We start from the raw sequence: 19,741 nt of genomic DNA on the forward strand, positions 1-19,741 counted from the left end.
CCCGCCCCCCCCGCCACGGCCGCCACCCCCCCCCCCCCGCCCCCCCCCCCGCCCCCCCCCCCCCCGCCGCCCCCCCCCCCCGCCCCCCCCCCCCCCCCCCCCCCCCGTCCCGCGTTCAGGGGCGGGTGGTCCGCCGGCACCAGTCCACGACGGTGCTGAGCACCTCCCCGTCCACCGGGGAGCGCAGCTCCTTCCGGTAGGCGCTCAGCGAAGCCGGCCCCGGCTGCCGCCGCAGGGTGTGCGTGACGTCGGGGACGAAGTGGGTCTCGACCGGGCCGCCGGCCACCGCCGCGACCACCGCCAGGTCCTCCGGCCGCACCTGCAGGTCCTTGGCGCCGGTGACCGCCAGGACCGGGACCGTGATCCGGGCGAGGTCGTCCCGCGGGTCGTGCGCCAGGAACTCCCGGGTCCACCGGGCGTTGACCCGGGCGCCGCCGATGCGGGCGACGTCGGTGGTCGTGGCCTTGATCCGCGCGTGGTTGGCCGCGACCTTCGCCTCCAGGTCGGTGCGCAGGAGGCGGAGCAGGAGGCGCACCGGCGCCGGGAGGGTCGGCGTGATCTGCCGCGCCTGCCACCGCAGGAGCTCCTCGCCGCGGGTGGCGCTCATGGCGAGCAGCACCAGCCCGGCCACGGGCGCGCCGCGGGCGGCGAGCGACGCCGCGAGGATCGCCCCCTCGCTGTGCCCGGCGAGCAGCACCCGGTCCGGGTCGACCTCCGGCCGGGCGCGCAGGGCTTCGAGCGCGGCGGCCAGGTCCTCGACGTTGTCGTGCAGACCGGTGGCCCGCCAGTCACCCGGGCTGCCGCCGACCCCGCGCTTGTCGTAGCGCAGCGAGGCGATGCCCGCCTCGGCCAGGGCGCGGGCCAGCTGGCGGGTGACGTCGAAGCGGGCGCGCCGGTGGTTCGAGTCGCGGTCGAGCGGGCCGGAGCCGGACGCCAGCAGGACGGCGGGCACGGGCGGTGCCGCGCCGGGGAGCGTGAGGGTGCCGGCGAGCGGGGCGGCGCCGGGGACCTGGACCGGGGCGTCGCGCACGTCAGCCGACCGGGTGCAGCGCGGCGGCCACGGCCGGGGCGTCGTCGGTGCCGACGAGCAGGGTGTCGTACCGCTGGCCCGCGAGGCGGACGCGGACCGCCGGCTGCCCCCGGCGCACGCAGACCAGCGTGCGCTCGCCGGGGCGCCGCCAGGTGCCGATCTTCCGGGCGCCGGGGAGGGCCAGGCCGGGGGCGCGCAGGCCGCGCGTGGCCGGCAGGGGGTCGGGCACGACCTCGGCCGAGCGGACCGCCGAGCGCGGTACCTCCACGTCCCGCAGGAGGCCGGCGATCTTCTCGCCGAGGGTGAGGTGCACCGCGACGGTCGACGGTGTCAGTTGCAGCGTGGCCATGCCGGTCACTATTCTCAGACGTGAGACTGTTGTCAAGCGTGAGAACGGTGAGCTCGTGAACTCGGTCGACCTGCTGCTGCACCCCGTCCGGCTGCGCGTGGTGCAGGCATTCCTGGGCGGGCGCACGCTCACCACGGGGGAGGTGCGCTCCGCGCTCCCCGACGTCCCGGTCGCGTCGCTGTACCGGCACGTCGGTGTCCTCGCCGACGCCGGGGTGCTCGAGGTGGTGGGGGAGCGGAAGGTACGCGGCGCCGCGGAGCGCAGCTACCGCCTGGTGCCGGCGGCGGCGGAGGTGTCGGCCGACGACCTCGCCGCCATGACGGGCGAGGACCACCGGCGGGCGTTCACCACGTTCGTCGCCTCGCTGCTGGCGGACTTCGACCGCTACCTGGCCCGCGGGGAGCCCGACCTGGTGCGCGACGGGGTCGGTTACCGCCAGGTCGGCCTCTGGCTCACCGACGCCGAGTTCGGCGAGCTGCTCTCCGATCTCCGCGGGGTGCTGCAGGCGCGGCTGGCCAACCGGCCCGGCGACGGGCGCCGGCGCCGGCTGGTCGGCCTGGTGAACCTGCCCGGGGACGAGACCCCCGGGGAGGTCAGTCGCTGAGGCGGCGACGGGCCTTCGCGGCCCGCTTGTTGGCCTTGTCGAGCGTCTTCGCCGCCTTGCGCACCCGCCGCGGTTCGCGGTCGACGGTGCCGCGCACCAGCATGCCGATGCCGATGCCGAGCAGCCAGCTGTCCTTGGCGATCGACAGCCCCTGCTCGGTGGGGGCGAGGCTGCCCTCCTTCCGCATGCCCGGCGTCTTCAGGTAGAGCCCGAGCAGCCCGCCGGAGAAGGCGGTGAGCGCGGCGCCGGCGACGGCGGTGGGCACGAACGGCGTCAGCAGCGCCGCGCCGATGGCGATCTCGGCGGTGGACAGCGCCTTCGCGAACTGCTGCGGCTCCATCCGCGCGAGGAACGGGTACGTGCCGCTGGCGAAGCCGTGCATGCCGGCCGCCGCCTGCTCGTCGGCACCGCGCTTGCCGAGGCCGCTGTTGAGGATGAAGGCGCCGGCGGAGATCCGGGGTGGGATCTCGGACAGGGTGATGGGCAGACCCACGGGAGCACACCTCTCTGGTCGGGGAAGCTGGTGAAGTGCTCAACCAGCATGACCGGATCAGTGCCCCCGCACACCGTGGGGCAACCCCGGGGCCGTCGTGCACGTGCGGCTACTCGGCGCCACCGGCGGTGCGGGTGCGGCGTGCCACTATGACGGCGTGGCGTCCTCCTCTGCGTCTGCCGGCGTGCTGCTGCGTCACGTGCGGACCGGGCGTGCCCGGAGCCGGGCGGACCTGGTGGCGCTGACGGGTGCCTCCCGGAACACGGTGAGCGCGCGGGTCGACCAGCTCATCGCCGCGAACCTGCTGGAAGAGGGCGGGCGCGGCTGGAGCACCGGCGGCCGTCCCCCGACGCTGCTGCGCTTCAACAGCGGCGCCGGCTGCGTGATCGCCGTCGACCTCGGGGTGACCAGCGTCGACGTCGCCGTCACCGACCTGTCCGCCCAGATCCTCGCGACCGTCGGCCACCCGATCGACATCGCCGACGGCCCCGGGCCGGTGCTGGCGGAGGTCGACCGGCTGGCCCAGCAGGGGCTCGCCGAGGCGGGGCTCACGGTGGGCGACGTCTGCGCGGTCGGCGTGGGGGTGCCCGGTCCGGTGGAGTTCTCGACCGGGCGGCCCTCGCACCCGCCGATCATGCCGGGCTGGCACGACCACCCGATCCCCAGCGCGTTCGGCCGGTACGAGTGCCCGGTCTACGTCGACAACGACGTGAACGTCATGGCACTGGGGGAGATCGGCGTCGCCGGCTCCGTGCAGGACGTGCTGGTCGTCAAGGTGGGGACCGGCATCGGCTGCGGCGTGATCGTCGACGGGCGGGTGTACCGGGGTGCGCAGGGCAGCGCCGGCGACATCGGGCACATCCACGTCGCCCAGCCCGACGGTCGCACCGTCGTGTGCCGGTGCGGGCAGGAGAACTGCCTGGAGGCGATCGCCGGCGGCGGCGCGCTGCTGCGGGACGCGGTCGCCGCGGGGCTGCCGGTCGAGTCCGTCCGCGAGGTCGTGCGGCTCGCCGCCCAGGGGGACGGCGTGGCGCTGGAGCTGGTCCGCGGCGCCGGGCGCACGATCGGCACGGTGCTCGCCGCGCTGGTCAACTTCTTCAACCCGCACCGCATCGTCATGACCGGGGGTGTGGCGCAGGCCGGCGTCCCGCTGCTCGCGGGCATCCGGGAGGCCGTCTACCGCCGTTCGATGCCGCTGGCCGCCCGGGCCCTGGAGATCACGGTGAGCGAGGCCCCCGAGCTCTCCGGCCGCGTCGGCGCCGCGCTCATGGCGATCGAGGAGTTCCTCGACGAGGAGTCGGTCCAGGCCCTCGCGCGCTGACCGGACCCCGGCCCCGGCTGCCCACCCGCCCGGCCGCACGCCCGCACGCCCGCACGCCCGCCCGGCCGCCCGCCCGGCCGCGTCTTCGGGGAAGTGGGGCTCTATCGGCGCGATCGGCGGCCGACTTCCGGGAACTCGGCCGGAGATCGACGACGTAAAGGGTCTCGGTTCGGTAACCAGCGCCCGGATTCTTGACCCCCTGTGACCCGCCACATATGTTGCTCCCTCAACGGACTAATGATCAGTGGTGAGCAAAAGTGCCGGAGGTGGGTGCGGTGGCCGGTGCGCCGGTGGGGCACGACGGGGCGGGAGGCGCGCCGCTGCTGGCGATGCACGGCATCGTCAAGACGTTCCCGGGGGTGCGCGCGCTCGACGGCGTGGACCTGGACGTGCGCGCCGGCGAGGTGCACTGCCTGCTCGGGCAGAACGGCGCCGGCAAGTCGACGTTGATCAAGGTGCTCGCCGGGGCGCACCAGCCCGACGGCGGCCGGATCGAGTGGCGGGGCGAGCCGGTCGCGCTGACCAACCCGCAGGCGGCGATGAAGCACGGGATCGCCACCATCTACCAGGAGCTCGACCTGGTCGCCGGCCTCACCGTGGCCGACAACATCTTCCTCGGGCGCGAGCGCACGCGGTTCGGCCTGGCCCGTCCGGCGCCGGCGAACGAGGCCGCCGGGAAGCTGCTGGCCCGCCTCGGCCACCCGGAGATCCGCCCGACCGCCGAGGTCGGCTCGCTCCCCGCAGCCGCGCAGCAGATGGTCAGCATCGCCCGGGCGCTGTCCCAGGACGCGAAGCTGATCGTCATGGACGAGCCCTCGGCCGTCCTGGACAACGAAGAGGTCCAGCACCTGTTCGAGGTCATCCGCGACCTGACCCGCGACGGCGTCGCGGTCGTCTACATCTCCCACCGGCTGGAGGAGATCCGCGAGGTCGGCGACCGGATCACCGTGCTCAAGGACGGGCGCACCGTGGCCACCGGGCTGCCGGTGCGGGACACCTCCACCCGCCAGGTGATCGAGCTGATGACCGGCCGCGACATCGAGTACGTCTTCCCCGAGCGCCGGGCGGTTCCCGCGGCGGAGCCGCTGCTCTCGGTGCGCGACCTGAGCCTGCACGGCACGTTCCGGGGCGTCTCGTTCGACGTGGCGCCGGGGGAGGTGGTCGGCCTCGCCGGGCTCGTCGGCTCCGGCCGGTCGGAGATCCTCGAGACGGTCTACGGGGCGCGCAAGGCGACCGGCGGCACCGTCTCCGTGGCGGGGAAGCGACTGCGCCCGGGCAGCGTCGCCGCCGCGGTGCAGGCCGGGGTGGGGCTGGCCCCGGAGGAACGCAAGAGCCAGGCGCTGCTCCTGGGCGACGCCGTCTACCGCAACATCAGCATCGCCAGCCTGGCGCGCTTCGCCCGCGGCGGCTTCCTCTCCGGCGGCGCCGAGAAGGACGCCGCGCGCGAGCAGGTCCAGGCCCTCGACGTCCGTCCGGCCGACGTGGACCGAGAGGTGCGGACGCTGTCGGGCGGCAACCAGCAGAAGGTCGTGCTCGCCCGCTGGCTGCTGCGCGACTGCCGGGTCCTGCTCCTCGACGAGCCGACCCGCGGTGTGGACGTCGGGGCGCGCTCGGAGATCTACGCGCTGATCCGCGAGCTGGCCGACCGCGGGGTCGCCGTCGTCGTCGTCTCCAGCGAGATCCCCGAGGTCCTCGGCCTCGCCGAGCGGGTGCTGGTGATCTCCGACGGATCGGTCGTCGCCGAGCAGCCGGCCGACGCGCTCGACGAGCACGCCGTGCTCGACCTCGTCATGGAGGGAACGGTCGGCCCGCGCCCGCGCGGCGACCGGCAGCACGCCACCGCACAGCAGCACGAAGGGGACGTGGCATGACCGGCAGCACCGCGACGACCGAGGGAGCGGGCGCACCCGCGCCCTCGAAGGACCGCGCGCCCGAGGGCGGGAACGGCAAGGGCCCTGGCTTCATGGCCGGGTCGGCGGGGCCCCTGGTCGGCCTCGTCGTGGCCCTGGCCCTCCTCTGCATCGTGGGGGCGGTCACCGCGCCGGAACGGTTCGTGGACATCGACAACGTCCTGACCATCCTGCGGCTGGCGGCGGTCGTCGGCGTCGTCAGCATTGGCATGACCTTCGTGATCATCGGCGGCGGCATCGACCTGTCGGTCGGCGCGCTGGTCGCGCTCTCGTCGGTCTGGGCGACCACGCTGGCCACCCAGCAGATGGCCGGGGACTTCCACTGGATCGTCATGGTGTTCACGGCGATCGCGGTGGGCGCCGGAGCGGGCCTGGTCAACGGGATCGTCATCGCCTACGGGCGGCTGGTGGCCTTCATCGCGACCCTGGCCATGCTCGCCGCGGCGCGGGGTCTGGCCGAGATCATCGCCAACCGCCGGACCCAGATCGTGCAGAACGACGGCTTCCTCGACTTCTTCGGGGGCGACGTCCTGGGCGTCCCGATGCTGGTGATCATCTGGGCGCTCGTGTCGATCGCCGGCTGGATCCTGCTCAACCGCACGACGTTCGGCCGGCACACCTTCGCCGTCGGTGGCAACGCCGAGGCCGCCCGGCTGGCCGGCATCCGCGTGCAGTGGCACACCCTCAAGCTCTACGTGCTCTCCGGCATCACCTGCGGCATCGCCGCGGTGATGCTCATGGCGCGGACGACGACCGGCAGCTCGACCCACGGCACGCTGCTGGAGCTCGAGGTGATCGCCGCCGTCGTCATCGGCGGCACCCTGCTCACCGGTGGCCGCGGCACGATCGTCGGCACCGTCCTGGGCGTGCTGATCTTCGTCACGCTCGGCAACATCTTCACGCTCAACAACCTGTCCAGCTCGGTCCAGGCCGTCGCGCGCGGCGTGATCATCGTGGTCGCCGTCCTGCTGCAGATGCGGCTGGCCGAGGGCGGCGGAGGCGGGTTCGGCCGGCTGTTCCGCAGGTCGGGCGGCGGCGAGTCGTCGTCCGACGGCCCGGTCGCCGGGGGCACCCCGGCGGGCGCGGTGTCCGGCGGCTCGAGCGTGTCCGGCGCCCCCGGCGGAGCCCGGCCCGGCGCCGGCCCCACCCCCTGACCAGCCCACCACCCGTCCCACCCACCAGCACCTGCCGGCGACCCGCCGGAGAAGGCACACCGAGGAGAGAAACATGTCTGCAGCGAGGCAGCGCCCCTATCGTCGCCTGATGTCCACCGCGGTCGCCCTGGCCGGCGCCGGCGTGCTCGTCGCCGGCTGCACCAGCAACGAGCCGGAGAGCACCGGCGGCGGCGGCGGTGGCGCCGGCGCCAACGCGGCCAGCTCCAACGACGAGACCGGCGAGACCGTCCGGATCGGCTTCTCGGCCCCGGCCGCCGACCACGGCTGGATGGCCGGCATCTCGGAGGCGGCGCAGGACGCGGCCGGCGAGTACGAGGACATCGACATGATCATCGCCGAGGGCACCAACGACGTCAGCACCCAGATCAGCCAGGTGGAGACCTTCATCAACGAGGGGGTCGACGCGATCGTGCTGCTGCCCTTCGACGGCGCCGCCATGACGCCGGTGGCGCTGCAGGCGATGGAGGCCGGCATCCCGGTCATCAACGTCGACCGCGAGTTCAACAGCCCGTTCGCCGCCCGCGCCACGGTGCTGGGCGACAACTACGGGATGGGCGTCTCCGCCGGCACGTACATCTGCGAGCAGGTGGGTGACAACCCCGACGCGGTCGTCGCCGAGATCGCCGGCATCGACTCGCTGCCGCTCACCCAGGAGCGCAGCCAGGGCTTCGCCGACGCGCTCGCCGACTGCGGGCTCGACGTCGACAACCGGGTCGCGGCGGACTTCACGGTGGAGGGCGGCGAGGAGGCCGCGGCCAACCTGCTCCAGGCCGCGCCGCAGATCGACGCCCTCTGGAACCACGACGACGACCAGGGCGTCGGCGTCCTGGCCGCGATCGAGAACGCGGGCCGCGACGAGTTCGTCATGGTCGGCGGCGCCGGCTCGGCGAACGCCATGCGGGAGATCCAGTCCGGCGACTCGGTGCTGCAGGCGACCGTCATCTACCCGCACACCCAGGCCGCCGACGGCATCCGCCTGGCCCGGCTGATCGCGCAGGGCAAGTCGATGTCGGACCTGGTGTCGCCCGAGGTGCCGCGGGAGATCGTGCTCAACGCGCCGGTCGTCACGGCCGAGAACGTCGACGAGTACATCGACCGCGCGTTCGAGTCCTGATCCGACGGAGCAGCGGGGGAGCGAGCGCGTTCCCCCGCTGCTCCACCCCCGCTGGGAGAAGCAGATGACCCGCACCCTCGGCGTCGGCCTGATCGGCTACGCCTTCATGGGCGCCGCGCACTCGCACGCGTGGCGCACCGCCCCCCACTTCTTCGACCTGCCGCTGCGGCCGGAGCTGACCGTGCTGGCCGGGCGGGACGCCGCCAAGGTCGCCGAGGCCGCCGGCAAGCTGGGCTGGTCGAGCACCGAGACCGACTGGCACCGCGTCGTCGAGCGCGAGGACGTCGACCTGGTCGACGTCTGCACGCCCGGCAACACCCACGCCGAGATCGCGATCGCGGCGCTGGAGGCCGGCAAGCACGTGCTGTGCGAGAAGCCGCTGGCCAACACGGTGGCCGAGGCCGAGGCGATGGCCGAGGCGGCGGCGAAGGCCGCGACCCGCGGCGTCCGGTCGATGGTCGGCTTCACCTACCGGCGGGTGCCCGCGATCGGGCTGGCCAGGAAGCTGGTCGCCGAGGGCCGGCTCGGTCAGATCCGGCACGTCCGCGCGCAGTACCTGCAGGACTGGATCGCCGATGCGTCCGCGCCGATGTCGTGGCGGCTGGAGAAGGACAAGGCCGGCTCCGGCGCACTGGGCGACATCGGCGCGCACGTGGTGGACCTGACGCAGTACATCACCGGCCAGACGCTCACCGGGGTCAGCGCGACCCTGGAGACGTTCGTGACCGAGCGCCCGCTGCCGACCGAGACCGGGAAGCTGGGCGGGGTCGGCGGCTCCGAGATGGGGCAGGTGACCGTCGACGACGCCGCCGTGTTCCTGGGCCGGTTCGCCGGGGGAGCCCTCGGCGTGTTCGAGGCGACCCGGTTCGCCCTCGGCCGCAAGAACGGCATCCGGATCGAGATCAACGGCTCGGCCGGCAGCCTGGCCTTCGACTTCGAGGACATGAACGTCCTGCACTTCTTCGACGGCACCGAGCCGGCCGAGACCGCCGGCTTCCGGCGGATCATCGTGACCGAGCCGGAGCACCCCTACGTCGCCGCGTGGTGGCCGGCCGGGCACGGCCTGGGCTACGAGCACGGCTTCACCCACCAGGTCGTCGACCTGGTCACCGCCATCGGGGCGGGGGAGGACCCGGCCCCCTCGTTCGCCGACGGCCTGCAGGTCCAGCGGGTGCTCGACGCCGTCGAGCGCAGCGCCGCGGACCGCTCCACCTGGACCGAGATCCCCTCATGACCACTCACCTGCGAGGAGACGCCTGATGCCCCGTCCCGTCACCCTCTTCACCGGCCAGTGGGCCGACCTCCCCTTCGAGGAGATGTGCCGGCTGGCCTCCGGTTGGGGCTACGACGGCCTGGAGATCGCCTGCTGGGGCGACCACCTCGACGTCGAGCGCGCCGCGAACGACGACTCCTACGTCGCCGACAAGCAGGCGATGCTGGAGAAGCACGGCCTGAAGGTCTTCGCGATCTCCAACCACCTCAACGGCCAGGCCGTCTGCGACGACCCGATCGACGAGCGGCACCGCGGCATGGTGCACCCGCGTGTCTGGGGCGACGGCGACCCCGAGGGCGTGCGGCAGCGCGCCGCGGAGGAGATGAAGCTGACCGCCCGCGCGGCGGCCAAGCTCGGCGTCGACGTCGTCGTCGGGTTCACCGGCAGCAAGATCTGGAAGACCGTGGCGATGTTCCCGCCGGTGCCCGAGTCGATGATCGAGGACGGGTACCGCGACTTCGCCGACCGGTGGAACCCGATCCTGGACGTCTTCGACGAGGTGGGTGTGCGGTTCGCGCACGAGGTGCACCCGTCGGAGATCGCCTACGACTACTGGACGACGGTGCGCACCCTGGAGGCGATCGGGCACCGGGAGGCGTTCGGGCTGAACTGGGACCCGTCGCACTTCGTGTGGCAGGACCTGGACCCGGTCGGGTTCCTCTGGGACTTCAAGGACCGGATCTACCACGTCGACTGCAAGGACGCGAAGAAGCAGGTGGGCAACGGCCGCAACGGACGGATGGGCTCGCACCTGCCGTGGGCCGACCCGCGGCGCGGCTGGGACTTCGTCTCCACCGGGCACGGCGACGTCCCGTGGGAGGCCTGCTTCCGCATGCTCAACACCATCGGCTACGCCGGGCCGATCTCGGTGGAGTGGGAGGACGCCGGCATGGACCGGCTCGTCGGTGCCCCCGAGGCGCTGGAGTTCGTCCGCCGGCTGGCGTTCGACCCGCCGTCCGCCGCCTTCGACGCCGCCTTCGCCAGCGGCGGCTGAGCTCCGGCGGCGCCAGGCAGGGTCACTCCACCTGGACGGCGACCTCGATGCCCCGTTCCCGGTCGTCGCGCTGCGAGGAGTAGAAGACGTACTCGCCGGGCTCCAGGGTGACGGTGAGGGTGCCGGTCAGCCCTGGCCGGATCAGGCCGGTGGTCGCGACCTGCTCCCCGTCGCGCTCGACGGAGAGGTCGTGCTCCTGCCCGCCCTCGTTGACGACCTCCATCTCGTAGGGCCCCGCCGCGAGCTGGGTCGGCATGATGATGCCGCCGTCCTCGAGCCGGACGGTCTCGGTGAGGACGTCGGTCTCGACCCCCGTGGGGGTCGCCGGCGCCGAGCCGCCACGCCCGGAGTCACCGGGCTGGGTCGGCAGCCCCGGTGCCGTATCGGTCGGCACCGCGTCCTCCGTGGAGCCGGTCCCCCCGCAGCCGGTGAGCAGGCCCAGCCCGACGGCGATGGCGGCCGCCGTGACCTGGCGCCGGTGGAACGGGGGACGGGGCGATCGGGGCACGGTGCCTCCTCCGGGTGCGGTGCGCCTGGCGCGGACGTCGTCGTCGGCCCGCGCCGGACGAGCGTCGGATCCGACGGACGGGCAGTCCAGTGCCCAGCGACCCGCGAGCCAACCGTCGACGGCTCCACCGCGGCGGCACCGTGCCGGTGCCGCCGCGGCAGGGGTCAGCGACCCCGGCGGGACCGCGAGCTGAACGAGGCGGCCGAGGTCGTCCCGGCCCGCGCGGCCAGCTCGGCGCGGGTGCGGGCGGGACCGGAGGCCCGCCCCGAGCCGCCGCGGGAGCCACCGGCCGGAGCCTTGGCGGCCGCGGGGGCCCCACCGCCGGAGCCGCCCCGACGACGCCGGCCGCCGCCCTGACCCTGCGGCTGCGGCTCGGGCGCCGGAGCCGGCTCGACGTGCGGCGCCGGCGGACCGGCGAGCTCGGCGATCTGCTCGGCCCCGGGGCGCACCTGGCTGACGATCGGGGAGATCCCGGCCTGGCGGGTCAGGGTGCGCACCTCGCCGACCATGTCGGGGGTCGTGATGGTGACCACCGTGCCGCCGGCCCCGGCGCGGGCGGTGCGGCCCGAGCGGTGCAGGTAGGCCTTGTGCTCGGTCGGCGGGTCGACGTGCACGACCAGCGCGACGTCGTCGACGTGGATGCCCCGGGCGGCGATGTCGGTCGCGCACAGCACCCGGCTGGAGCCGTTGCTGAACGCCTCGAGGTTGCGCTCACGGGCGTTCTGGCTGAGGTTGCCGTGCAGGTCGACGGCCGGGATGCCCGACGCGGTGAGCTGCTTGGCCAGCTTCTTGGCCTGGTGCTTGGTGCGGGTGAACAGCACGCTGCGGCCCAGGCCGGAAGCGAGCTGGCGCACGACCTCGGCCTTGTCCGCGCTCTGGACGTGGAACACGTGGTGGGTCATGGTGCTCACCGGCGCCACCGCGGGGTCGACCGAGTGGGTCGTCGGGTTGCTCAGGTAGCGCTTGACCAGCACGTCGACGCCGTTGTCGAGGGTGGCCGAGAAGAGCATCCGCTGCCCGACCTTCGGGGTGCGGTCCATGATCCGCTTGACGCCGGGCAGGAAGCCCAGGTCGGCCATGTGGTCGGCCTCGTCGAGGATGGTCACCTCGATGGCGCCCAGGTCGCAGTGGCCCTGACCGATCAGGTCCTCGAGCCGGCCGGGGCAGGCGATGACGATGTCGACGCCCTTGGCCAGCGCCTGGACCTGCGGGTTCTGGCCGACCCCACCGAAGATGGTGGTCGCCGACATGCCCAGCGCCCGGGCCAGCGGGTCGACGACGGCGAAGACCTGGTTGGCCAGCTCACGGGTCGGCACGAGCACCAGCGCGCGCGGGCGCTTGGCCTGGCGGCGGGTGCCGGAGGCGGCGAGCCGGGCGACGAGCGGGATGCCGAAGGCCAGCGTCTTGCCCGAGCCGGTGCGGCCGCGGCCGAGCACGTCGCGGCCGGCCAGGCTGTCGGGCAGCGTGGCGACCTGGATCGGGAAGGGCGCGGTGATGCCGCTGGCCGCGAGCACCTCCACCATCGGCGCGGGGACGCCGAGGGCGGCGAAGGTGGTGTCGGTGGGCAGGACGGTCGCGTCGGCCCCGACGGGCACGACGACCGGCGCGGGGGCGGCGGCGGGCGCCGGGTGGTTCTGGTTCTGCTGCTCGCCGGCCGGGCGGGTGCCGCGGCCGCGGCCGCCACGACGGCGGCGGGGGCCGCCCTCGGTCGGGGCGGGGGTGTTCTGGGTGGAGGTCAATGGAGTCCTTCGACGCTCGAGTGGCTGCGCGAGCACCGCAGTCGAGCGAGCGCCGGCGCACCTGCACGTTCGGCAGGGCGGGCTCGCATCGTCGGCGAGACGTCGGTCAGCCGGGCGCACCAAGGTGGCGCAGCCTCAGCCCGACGTCGATTCCTGCCGCTCCGGATGAGCGAGGGCGGCGCCGGTACACACCACTCAACCAGACCCGGCCGCCGTGTGGTCCCACCGGGAGGGAGTGTCAGGTCACATCGGGTGAGCGAGAGGACGCTGCGCACCCCCGGGCACAGGAGGCTCTCCCTGCGGTTCGGGGCCGCGAGACGGAGGCGCAGCCTCCTGTGCCGGGGAAGGGGTGGGGTCAGCCGGCGGCGGTGAGCTGCGCCGCGGGGGAGCGGCCCAGGATCAGGTCGGCCGCCCGCTCGGCGATCATGATCGTCGGCGCGTTGGTGTTGCCGCGCACCAGCGTCGGCATGACCGAGGCGTCCACCACCCGCAGCCCCTCGATGCCGCGCACCCGCAGCTGCGGGTCCACGACGGCCAGCGGGTCGGTGCCCATCCGGCAGGAGGACACCGGGTGGTACAGCGACTCGAGGGTGTCGCGCACCTTCTGCCGCAGCGCCTCCCGCCCGTGCACCGTGCCGCCGGGCGACCACTCCTCGGCCAGCACCGACGCGAGCGGAGCCGCCGTGGCGATCTCCCGCGCCTTTTCGACGCCGGAGACCAGCGCGTCCAGGTCCCGCTCGTCGGTGAGGTAGCCGGCGTCGATGGCCGGGGCCCACGTCGGGTCGGCCGAGCGCAGCCGCACCGAGCCGCGCGAGTGCACCCGCACCAGCACGACGGCCGAGGTGAACGCCTCGGCGTCGGGGTCGACCTCGGCCTGCTTCCAGAACTTCACCGGCAGGAAGTGCATCTGCAGGTCCGGCTCGGCGAGCTCCGGGTTCGAGCGGGTGAAGAGGCCCGCCTCGGCGAGGTTGGAGGTGAGCGGCCCGCGACCGGCCGCCTTCCACTTCGCGAGGTTGACCGGCGTCTCGGCCAGCCGCAGCGACCTGCCCGAGCGCACGTTCCAGATGACCGGCACCAGCGGGTGGTCCTGCAGGCCGGCACCCACCCCCGGCAGGTCGTGGACGACGTCGACGCCGACCTCGCGCAGGTGGTCGGCCGGGCCGATGCCGGAGAGCATGAGCAGCTGCGGGGAGTTGACCGCGCCGCCGGAGAGCACCACCTCCCGGGTGGCGCGCACCGTGTGCAGCCGGCCGCCGCAGCGGTACTCGACCCCGGTGGCCCGCCCGTCCTCGACCAGCACCCGGGTGGTCAGCGCCCCGGTGCGGACGGTCAGGTTCGCGCGGCCGGCGGCGGGGCGCAGGTAGGCGTCGGCGGCCGACCAGCGGCGGCCGCGCTTCTGCGTCACCTGGTACTGGCCGACGCCCTCCTGCGTGGCGCCGTTGAAGTCGGGGTTGCGCGGGTAGCCGCTGGCCACCGCGGCCTCCACGACCGCCGTCGTCCACGGGTGCGGCGAGCGCAGGTCCTCCACACGCAGCGGGCCGCCGACCCCGTGCCACGGGTCGGCGCCGCGGGCGTTGTCCTCCATCCGCCGGAACAGCGGCAGCACCTGCTCGTAGGACCACGACGGGTCGCCGGTCAGCTCGGCCCACTCGTCGTAGTCGGCCCGGGCGCCGCGGATGTAGATCATCGCGTTGATCGACGACGAGCCGCCGAGCAGCTTGCCCCGCGGCCAGAACAGCTTCCGGCCGCCGAGGCCCGGCTGCCCGTCGGTCGTGTAGTTCCAGTCGTGCCGGGTGCGCCAGACCTTGTAGAGGCCGGCGGGGATCTTCACCTCGAGCACGTCGTCGGCGCCGCCGGCCTCGAGCACGAGCACGCGCAGCGTCGGGTCCTCGGAGAGCCGCCCGGCCACCGCGCTGCCGGCCGAGCCGGCGCCGACGACGACGACGTCGAACTCCTCCACGCCCGCCGCCGCGCTCACCGGTGCCGCCCGTGCACCATGCCCATGACCCGGGCGAGCGCGTCGGCGGCGTTCGCGGGCCGGCCGAAGCTCATCAGGTTCACCGGCAGCGGCACCCGCTGGCGGGTGATGGCCTTGGCGCGGGTGAACTCCTTCAGCCCGTCCTCGCCGTGGATGCGGCCGAAGCCGGAGTCGCCCACCCCGCCGAAGGGCAGGGCGGGGACCGAGGCGAAGGTGAGCACCGAGTTGATCGAGGTCATGCCGCTGCGCATCCGGCGGGCGAGGTCCATCGCCTTCTCCTTGGACGCGGAGAAGATCGCCCCGGCCAGGCCGTAGGTCGTGTCGTTCGCCCGCTGCAGCGCCTCCTCGGCGTCGCGCACCTTCGTGATGGTGAGCGTCGGGCCGAAGGTCTCCTCGCGGATCGCCGCCGCGTCCTCGGGCACGTCGAGCAGCACGGTGGGCGCCACGTACCCCGCGGCGGGGAACGCCGCGGCGTCGGTGCCGCCGGTGACCACCCGGGCGCCGGCGGACTCGGCGTCGGCGACGTGCGAGCGGACCACGTCGATCTGCCCGGGCATGGTCATCGGGCCGTAGGCCGCCTCGCCGTCGGCGCCCGGCCGCAGGGTGCGCACCTGGGCGGTGACCGCTGCCACGAAGCGGTCGTAGACCGCCTCGGTGGCGTACACCCGCTCGATGCCGATGCAGGTCTGGCCGCCGTTGCTCATCGCGCCCCAGACGGCCGCGTCCGCGGCGGCGGCCACGTCGGCGTCGTCGTCGACGATCATCGCGTCCTTGCCGCCGAGCTCCATGAGCACCGGGGTGAGGGTCTCCGCGCAGGCGGCCATGACCTTCCTGCCGGTCGCCGCGGAGCCGGTGAAGGCGAGCTTGTCGACCGGCACCCGGCACAGCGCGGCGCCGGTGGCCCCGAAGCCGGTGACGACCTGGAAGGCGTCGGCGCAGTCCGGGACGGCGGCCCGCCAGGCGGCGGCCAGCCAGGCGCCGACGGCCGGCGTGTACTCGGAGGGCTTGAAGACGACGGCGTTGCCGGCGGCCAGCGCGTAGGCGATCGAACCCATCGGCGTGAACACCGGGTAGTTCCACGGGCCGATCACGCCGACGACGCCCAGCGGCTGGTACTCGAGGTAGGCCGCGTGGTTGGCGGCGAGCAGCCCCGGGGCGACGCGGCGCGGCCCGAGCGCCTTGCGCGCGTGCCCGGCGGCCCAGGCCAGGTGGTCGACGGCGAGGGTGATCTCGAGGATGGCGTCGGCGTGCGGCTTGCCGTTCTCCCGGTGCACCAGGTCGGCGAGCTCGTGCATGCGCCGGGCCAGGTAGCCGCGGTAGGCCGAGAGCCGCTCCTTGCGGCCGTCGAAGCCCAGCGCCGCCCACTGCTGCGCGGCGACGCGGGCGCGCGCGACGGTCTCGCCGACGGCGGCCTCGTCGTGCACCGGGAAGACGCCGACGACCGCGCCGGTGGCCGGCGCCGTCGACTCGAAGGTCTCGGTGGTGGTGTGCCGGCCGACCGTTCCCGCGGTGGAGCCGGTGACCGTGTCCATCTGCTCGGCGAGCGACATGTGGCGCACGTTACCCGCGAGTCACAGACACCCGCGCGGGGGTTCGCCCGGTCGGGGACGGGAGGCCGGCACGGGTCGGACCGGGCCGGTCCCGTCAGGTGCCGTCGACCACGGCCCAGGCGGTCTTGGCGCCGGGCTCGGCGAACCAGCCGTGGGCCACGGAGAGGTCGGCGACCAGGTAGAGCCCGAAGCCCCCGAGCCCGGGGTCGCGGCCCCGGGCCGGGGCCGGCGGGACGTCGGCGGCGGAGTCGCGGACGGCGATCAGCCACCGGTCGCCGTCGCGGCGGAGGACCGCCGCGACCGGTGCGCCGCCGTGGCGCAGGGCGTTGGAGGTGAGCTCGTCGGCGATGAGCACCAGCCGCTCGGACCAGTGGTCGCGCTCGGGGTGGGCGACGGTCGGGCTGCCGGTCGTGGCGGTCCGCAGCCGGGCACGCAGCGCGGCCAGCTCGCCGAGCGAGGAGAGCTCCTGGCACCACACCTCGGTGAACCGGTCCGGGGGGCGCGCGGACTGCCAGAGCGCCACCCGTCACCGCCTCCTCGTGCCGGCTTCGCTGACCGGTCGTGGCGCCACCCTGCCCGTTCCGGTGCGGCTCGAATCCTCGCCCCACCCCGAAGAGGTGACCCGGGGGCGGCGGGGCGGCCCTAGGGTCCGGGCGCATGGCCGCCAGCACCCCCGGGAACCCCCGCGACCCGTTCGGCACGGCCGGGCTGCGGCGCCGGGTGCTCGCGGCCTGGGCCGACTCGCCGGCCCGGTTCCGCGAGGACGCCAACGCCGAGGAGGACCTCGTCCGGGGTGGGTACCGCGACCGGCTGCTCGTGGAGCTGGCGCAGAACGCCGCGGACGCCGCGCTGCGGGCCGGCGTGCCGGGACGGCTGCGCCTGCTGCTGGCCGGCGACGAGCTGCGCGCCGCCAACACGGGGGCGCCCCTGGACGCCGGCGGCGTCGTGGGCCTGGCCACGCTGCGCGCGTCGGCGAAGCGGGACGACCCCGCCGCGGTCGGCCGGTTCGGCGTGGGGTTCGCCGCGGTGCTGGCGGTGAGCGACGAGCCGGTGGTGCTCTCCCGCACCGGGGGCGTCCGGTTCAGCGCCGGGCGCACCCGGGCGGAGGTGGAGGCGCTGCCGGAGCCGGCCGCCGAGCTGGCCCACCGGGACGGCGCGGTGCCGGTGCTCCGGCTGCCGTGGCCGGCCGCCGGCGCCCTCCCGGAGGGGTACGACACCGAGGTGGTGCTGCCCCTGCGCCCGGGCGCCCGGGACGGCGTCGTCGCGGCGCTCCGGGCGCTCCCGGCCGAGCTGCTGCTGGCGCTGCCGGGCCTGGCGGTGGTGGAGGTGGTGGTCGAGGGCGCCCGCCGCGTTCTGATCCGGGAGGGGAGCGCGCCGGAGGTGCGGCTGACCGAGGACGGCGTGCCGACGCGGTGGGCCCTCGCCGAGCGGTCGGGCCGGCTGCCGCCGCAGCTGCTCGCCGGGCGACCGGTCGAGGAGCGCGAGCGCCGGGCCTGGACGGTCACCTGGGCGGTGCCGCTCGACGAGGCCGGGCGACCGCGGCCGCTGCCGGGCCGCCAGGTGGTGCACGCCCCGACGCCCACCGACGAGCCGCTGTCGCTGCCGCTGCGGCTGCTCGCGCCGTTCCCGCTGGGGCCCGACCGGCGGCACGTGCTCCCGGGCCCGGTGACCGACCTGCTCGTGGCCGAGTCGGCACAGGCGCTCGCGGACCTGGTCGCCGGCCTGCCCGCCGATCCCGCGCTGCTGACGGTCCTCCCGCGGCCCGGGCTGGCCGGTGCCGCCCTCGACGCCGCGCTGTCGGGGGCGGCGCTGGACCGGCTGCGCGCGACCGCGTGGCTGCCGGTGGCCGGCGAGCCGGGGGAGCGGCAGCCGCCCACCCGCGCGGTCGTGCTGGACGACGCCACCGCCGAGCAGGTCGCGGCGGTGACCGGGGTGCTGCCCGGGCTGCTGCCGGCGGGCTGGTCGCGGCGCACCGACGGGCCGGTGCTCGCGGCGCTCGAGGTCCGCCGGGCCGGGCTCGCCGACGTCGTCGAGGCGGTGCGCCAGGTGGCCCGCCCGGCCGGCTGGTGGGCGGAGCTGTACGCGGCCTTCGCCGACGCCGACCGGGAGGAGCTGGCGGCGCTGCCGGTGCCGCTGGCCGACGGGCGGACCGCGCACGGCCCGGCCGGCGTGCTGCTGCCCGAACCCGGCCTGCCCGTGGAGCGGCTGGCTGCCCTGCCGCTGCGCCTCGCCGACCCGGCCGCGGCGGGCCCCCGGCCCGCGCGCCGGCTGCTCGAGCGGCTGGGCGCGCGTCCGGCGACGGCGACGGCGGTGCTCGGCGACCCGGCGGTGCGGGCGACGGTGGCGGGCTCGCTCGACGCGGCCGAGGAGGACGTCGCCGGCGCGCCCGGCCCCGAGGAGCTGGCCGACGCGGTGCTGGCCCTGGTCGCCGCCGCCCCGGACGTCGCCGGTGCGCCGTGGCTGGCCGAGCTGGCGCTGCCCGACGCCGCCGGCGGGTACGCCCCGGCGGGCGAGCTGCTGCTGCCGGGCTCGCCGCTGGCCGCCGTGCTGGAGGAGGGGGCGCTGGGCGTCCTCGACCCGGCCTTCGCCACGGAGGCGGACGTCGAGGCGCTGCGCGCGGTCGGCGTGCTCGACCGGTTCGCCCTGGTGCGCGCGGACGACCCCGACGAGCTCGACGTCGACGGCGCGCTCGACTGGGCCGACGCCGTGCTGGACCGGCTGGCCGGGGAGGAGCCGCCGGTCTGGCCGCCGCTGGTCGCCGTGCGCGACCTGGAGCTGGTGGCCGACTGGCCGGGGGCGCTCGCGCTGCTCGCCACGGCCCCGGCCGAGGCGTGGGCCGACGTCGTCGTCGGTGGTGTGCCGGTGCCGGGCTACCTGCGCTGGTGGCTGCTGACCCACCCGGTCCTCGACGGGCACCGGCCGGACCGGCTGGCGCACCCCGGCAGCACCGAGCTCGCCGGCCTGTACGACCCGGCCCCCCTCGGGGAGCCGCTGCTGGGGCTGCTGCGCCCGCCGGCCGTGCTGGCCGACGTGCTGGTCGATCCCGACGGCGCCCGCGATCTGCTCGACCGGCTGGCGGACCCGGCCCGCACGGTCGCGCCCGCGGTGCTCCGCACGGTCCACGCGCGGCTGGCTGCCGCGCTGGACGGGTGGGACGTCGAGCCGCCACCCCGGGTGCGGGTCGCGCCGGACCGGGTCGTGGAGCGGGCGGTGGTGCTCGACGCGCCGCACCTGCTGCCGTTGGTGGACCTGCCGGTCGTGCCGGCCGGCGGGGCCCCCGGGCCGGTGGCCGACCTGCTGGACCTCCCGCTGGCCGGCGAGCTGGTGCGCCGGCCGCGGGTGACCAGCGAGCCGCGGTACCGGTCGGCGTGGGCCGAGGTGCCCGGCGCCGGGCTGGCCGCCGCACGGCTCGGCCGCGCCGCGCTGACCGGGTCGGTGGCGGTGCACGCGCCGCTCACCGTCGACGGGCGTCCGGTGCCGTGGTGGCCGGCCGACGACGTCGACCACGTCGACGGCACGCCGGGTGCGCTGGGGCGCGCGCTGGCCTGGCGGTCGGGCGCGTGGGGCCTCCGCCAGGCGCTGGCCGAGGCGTTCGCCCTGCCAGACCGCGCCCCCGACCTGGCGGCCGAGGACGCGGTCGGCTGGTGAAGGACCCCGTCCCTCTCACCGCTCGCACGCTCGCGGCGAGCCTCCGGACGGGGCC

Annotated in this window: 16 protein-coding genes; 8 read left to right on the top strand and 8 right to left on the bottom strand. The window is 75.5% G+C overall.

Annotation, left to right across the window (positions count from 1 at the left end; genetic code table 11):
* Positions 1 to 115: 115 nt before the first annotated feature.
* Positions 116 to 1,030 carry an alpha/beta hydrolase family protein gene (locus ACI79S_RS01770; RefSeq protein WP_456591720.1) on the bottom strand — a complete coding sequence of 305 codons (915 nt, stop codon included), beginning with the start codon at positions 1,028 to 1,030 and terminating at the stop codon, positions 116 to 118.
* A gap of 1 nt (position 1,031) precedes the next feature.
* Complete coding sequence (locus ACI79S_RS01775) at positions 1,032 to 1,379, bottom strand: hypothetical protein (protein WP_456591721.1); 348 nt, start codon at positions 1,377 to 1,379, stop codon at positions 1,032 to 1,034.
* 55 nt (positions 1,380 to 1,434) lie between these two features.
* Between ACI79S_RS01775 and ACI79S_RS01780 the strand changes: the two genes are divergently transcribed.
* On the top strand, positions 1,435 to 1,983 hold the full coding sequence (locus tag ACI79S_RS01780) for a helix-turn-helix domain-containing protein (protein WP_456591722.1): 549 nt from the start codon (positions 1,435 to 1,437) through the stop codon (positions 1,981 to 1,983).
* Here the strand turns inward: ACI79S_RS01780 and ACI79S_RS01785 are convergent.
* Positions 1,973 to 2,476, bottom strand: a complete 504-nt coding sequence (locus ACI79S_RS01785; protein ID WP_456591723.1) for a hypothetical protein — start codon at positions 2,474 to 2,476, stop codon at positions 1,973 to 1,975. The genes ACI79S_RS01780 and ACI79S_RS01785 overlap by 11 nt on opposite strands.
* Positions 2,477 to 2,660: 184 nt before the next feature.
* Between ACI79S_RS01785 and ACI79S_RS01790 the strand changes: the two genes are divergently transcribed.
* The 6 genes from ACI79S_RS01790 (at position 2,661) to ACI79S_RS01815 (ending at position 10,263) form a co-directional block, all read left to right on the top strand.
* Positions 2,661 to 3,797, top strand: a complete 1,137-nt coding sequence (locus tag ACI79S_RS01790) for an ROK family protein (protein WP_456591724.1) — start codon at positions 2,661 to 2,663, stop codon at positions 3,795 to 3,797.
* A gap of 275 nt (positions 3,798 to 4,072) precedes the next feature.
* Positions 4,073 to 5,668 carry a sugar ABC transporter ATP-binding protein gene (locus ACI79S_RS01795; protein ID WP_456591725.1) on the top strand — a complete coding sequence of 532 codons (1,596 nt, stop codon included), beginning with the start codon at positions 4,073 to 4,075 and terminating at the stop codon, positions 5,666 to 5,668.
* Entirely contained in the window at positions 5,665 to 6,861 is a 1,197-nt protein-coding gene (locus tag ACI79S_RS01800; RefSeq protein WP_456591726.1) for an ABC transporter permease, read from the top strand. The genes ACI79S_RS01795 and ACI79S_RS01800 overlap by 4 nt, the downstream gene beginning before the upstream one ends.
* A gap of 109 nt (positions 6,862 to 6,970) precedes the next feature.
* Positions 6,971 to 7,996 (top strand): substrate-binding domain-containing protein, encoded by a 1,026-nt coding sequence (locus tag ACI79S_RS01805; protein WP_456591727.1) that lies wholly within the window; start codon positions 6,971 to 6,973, stop codon positions 7,994 to 7,996.
* Between the two features lie 64 nt (positions 7,997 to 8,060).
* Positions 8,061 to 9,230 carry a Gfo/Idh/MocA family protein gene (locus tag ACI79S_RS01810; RefSeq protein WP_456591728.1) on the top strand — a complete coding sequence of 390 codons (1,170 nt, stop codon included), beginning with the start codon at positions 8,061 to 8,063 and terminating at the stop codon, positions 9,228 to 9,230.
* Positions 9,231 to 9,255: 25 nt separating this feature from the next.
* On the top strand, positions 9,256 to 10,263 hold the full coding sequence (locus tag ACI79S_RS01815; RefSeq protein ID WP_456591729.1) for a sugar phosphate isomerase/epimerase family protein: 1,008 nt from the start codon (positions 9,256 to 9,258) through the stop codon (positions 10,261 to 10,263).
* Between the two features lie 22 nt (positions 10,264 to 10,285).
* On the opposite strand, the gene ACI79S_RS01820 is transcribed toward ACI79S_RS01815, so the two are convergent.
* From ACI79S_RS01820 to ACI79S_RS01840, 5 genes are all read right to left on the bottom strand, one after another.
* Positions 10,286 to 10,771, bottom strand: a complete 486-nt coding sequence (locus ACI79S_RS01820) for a hypothetical protein (protein ID WP_456591730.1) — start codon at positions 10,769 to 10,771, stop codon at positions 10,286 to 10,288.
* 164 nt (positions 10,772 to 10,935) lie between these two features.
* Complete coding sequence (locus tag ACI79S_RS01825) at positions 10,936 to 12,510, bottom strand: DEAD/DEAH box helicase (protein ID WP_456591731.1); 1,575 nt, start codon at positions 12,508 to 12,510, stop codon at positions 10,936 to 10,938.
* A gap of 355 nt (positions 12,511 to 12,865) precedes the next feature.
* Positions 12,866 to 14,488: a GMC family oxidoreductase gene (locus ACI79S_RS01830; RefSeq protein ID WP_456591732.1), complete on the bottom strand. Its 1,623-nt coding sequence runs from the start codon at positions 14,486 to 14,488 to the stop codon at positions 12,866 to 12,868.
* Positions 14,485 to 16,038, bottom strand: coding sequence for an aldehyde dehydrogenase family protein (locus ACI79S_RS01835; RefSeq protein WP_456591733.1), 1,554 nt, complete (start codon positions 16,036 to 16,038; stop codon positions 14,485 to 14,487). The genes ACI79S_RS01830 and ACI79S_RS01835 overlap by 4 nt, the downstream gene beginning before the upstream one ends.
* Before the next feature lie 94 nt (positions 16,039 to 16,132).
* On the bottom strand, positions 16,133 to 16,561 hold the full coding sequence (locus tag ACI79S_RS01840; RefSeq protein ID WP_456591734.1) for an ATP-binding protein: 429 nt from the start codon (positions 16,559 to 16,561) through the stop codon (positions 16,133 to 16,135).
* A 134-nt stretch (positions 16,562 to 16,695) separates the two neighbouring features.
* Between ACI79S_RS01840 and ACI79S_RS01845 the strand changes: the two genes are divergently transcribed.
* Positions 16,696 to 19,686, top strand: a complete 2,991-nt coding sequence (locus ACI79S_RS01845; protein ID WP_456591735.1) for a sacsin N-terminal ATP-binding-like domain-containing protein — start codon at positions 16,696 to 16,698, stop codon at positions 19,684 to 19,686.
* The last annotated feature ends 55 nt before the right edge of the window (positions 19,687 to 19,741 follow it).

This window comes from Blastococcus sp. SYSU DS1024, assembly GCF_054050795.1.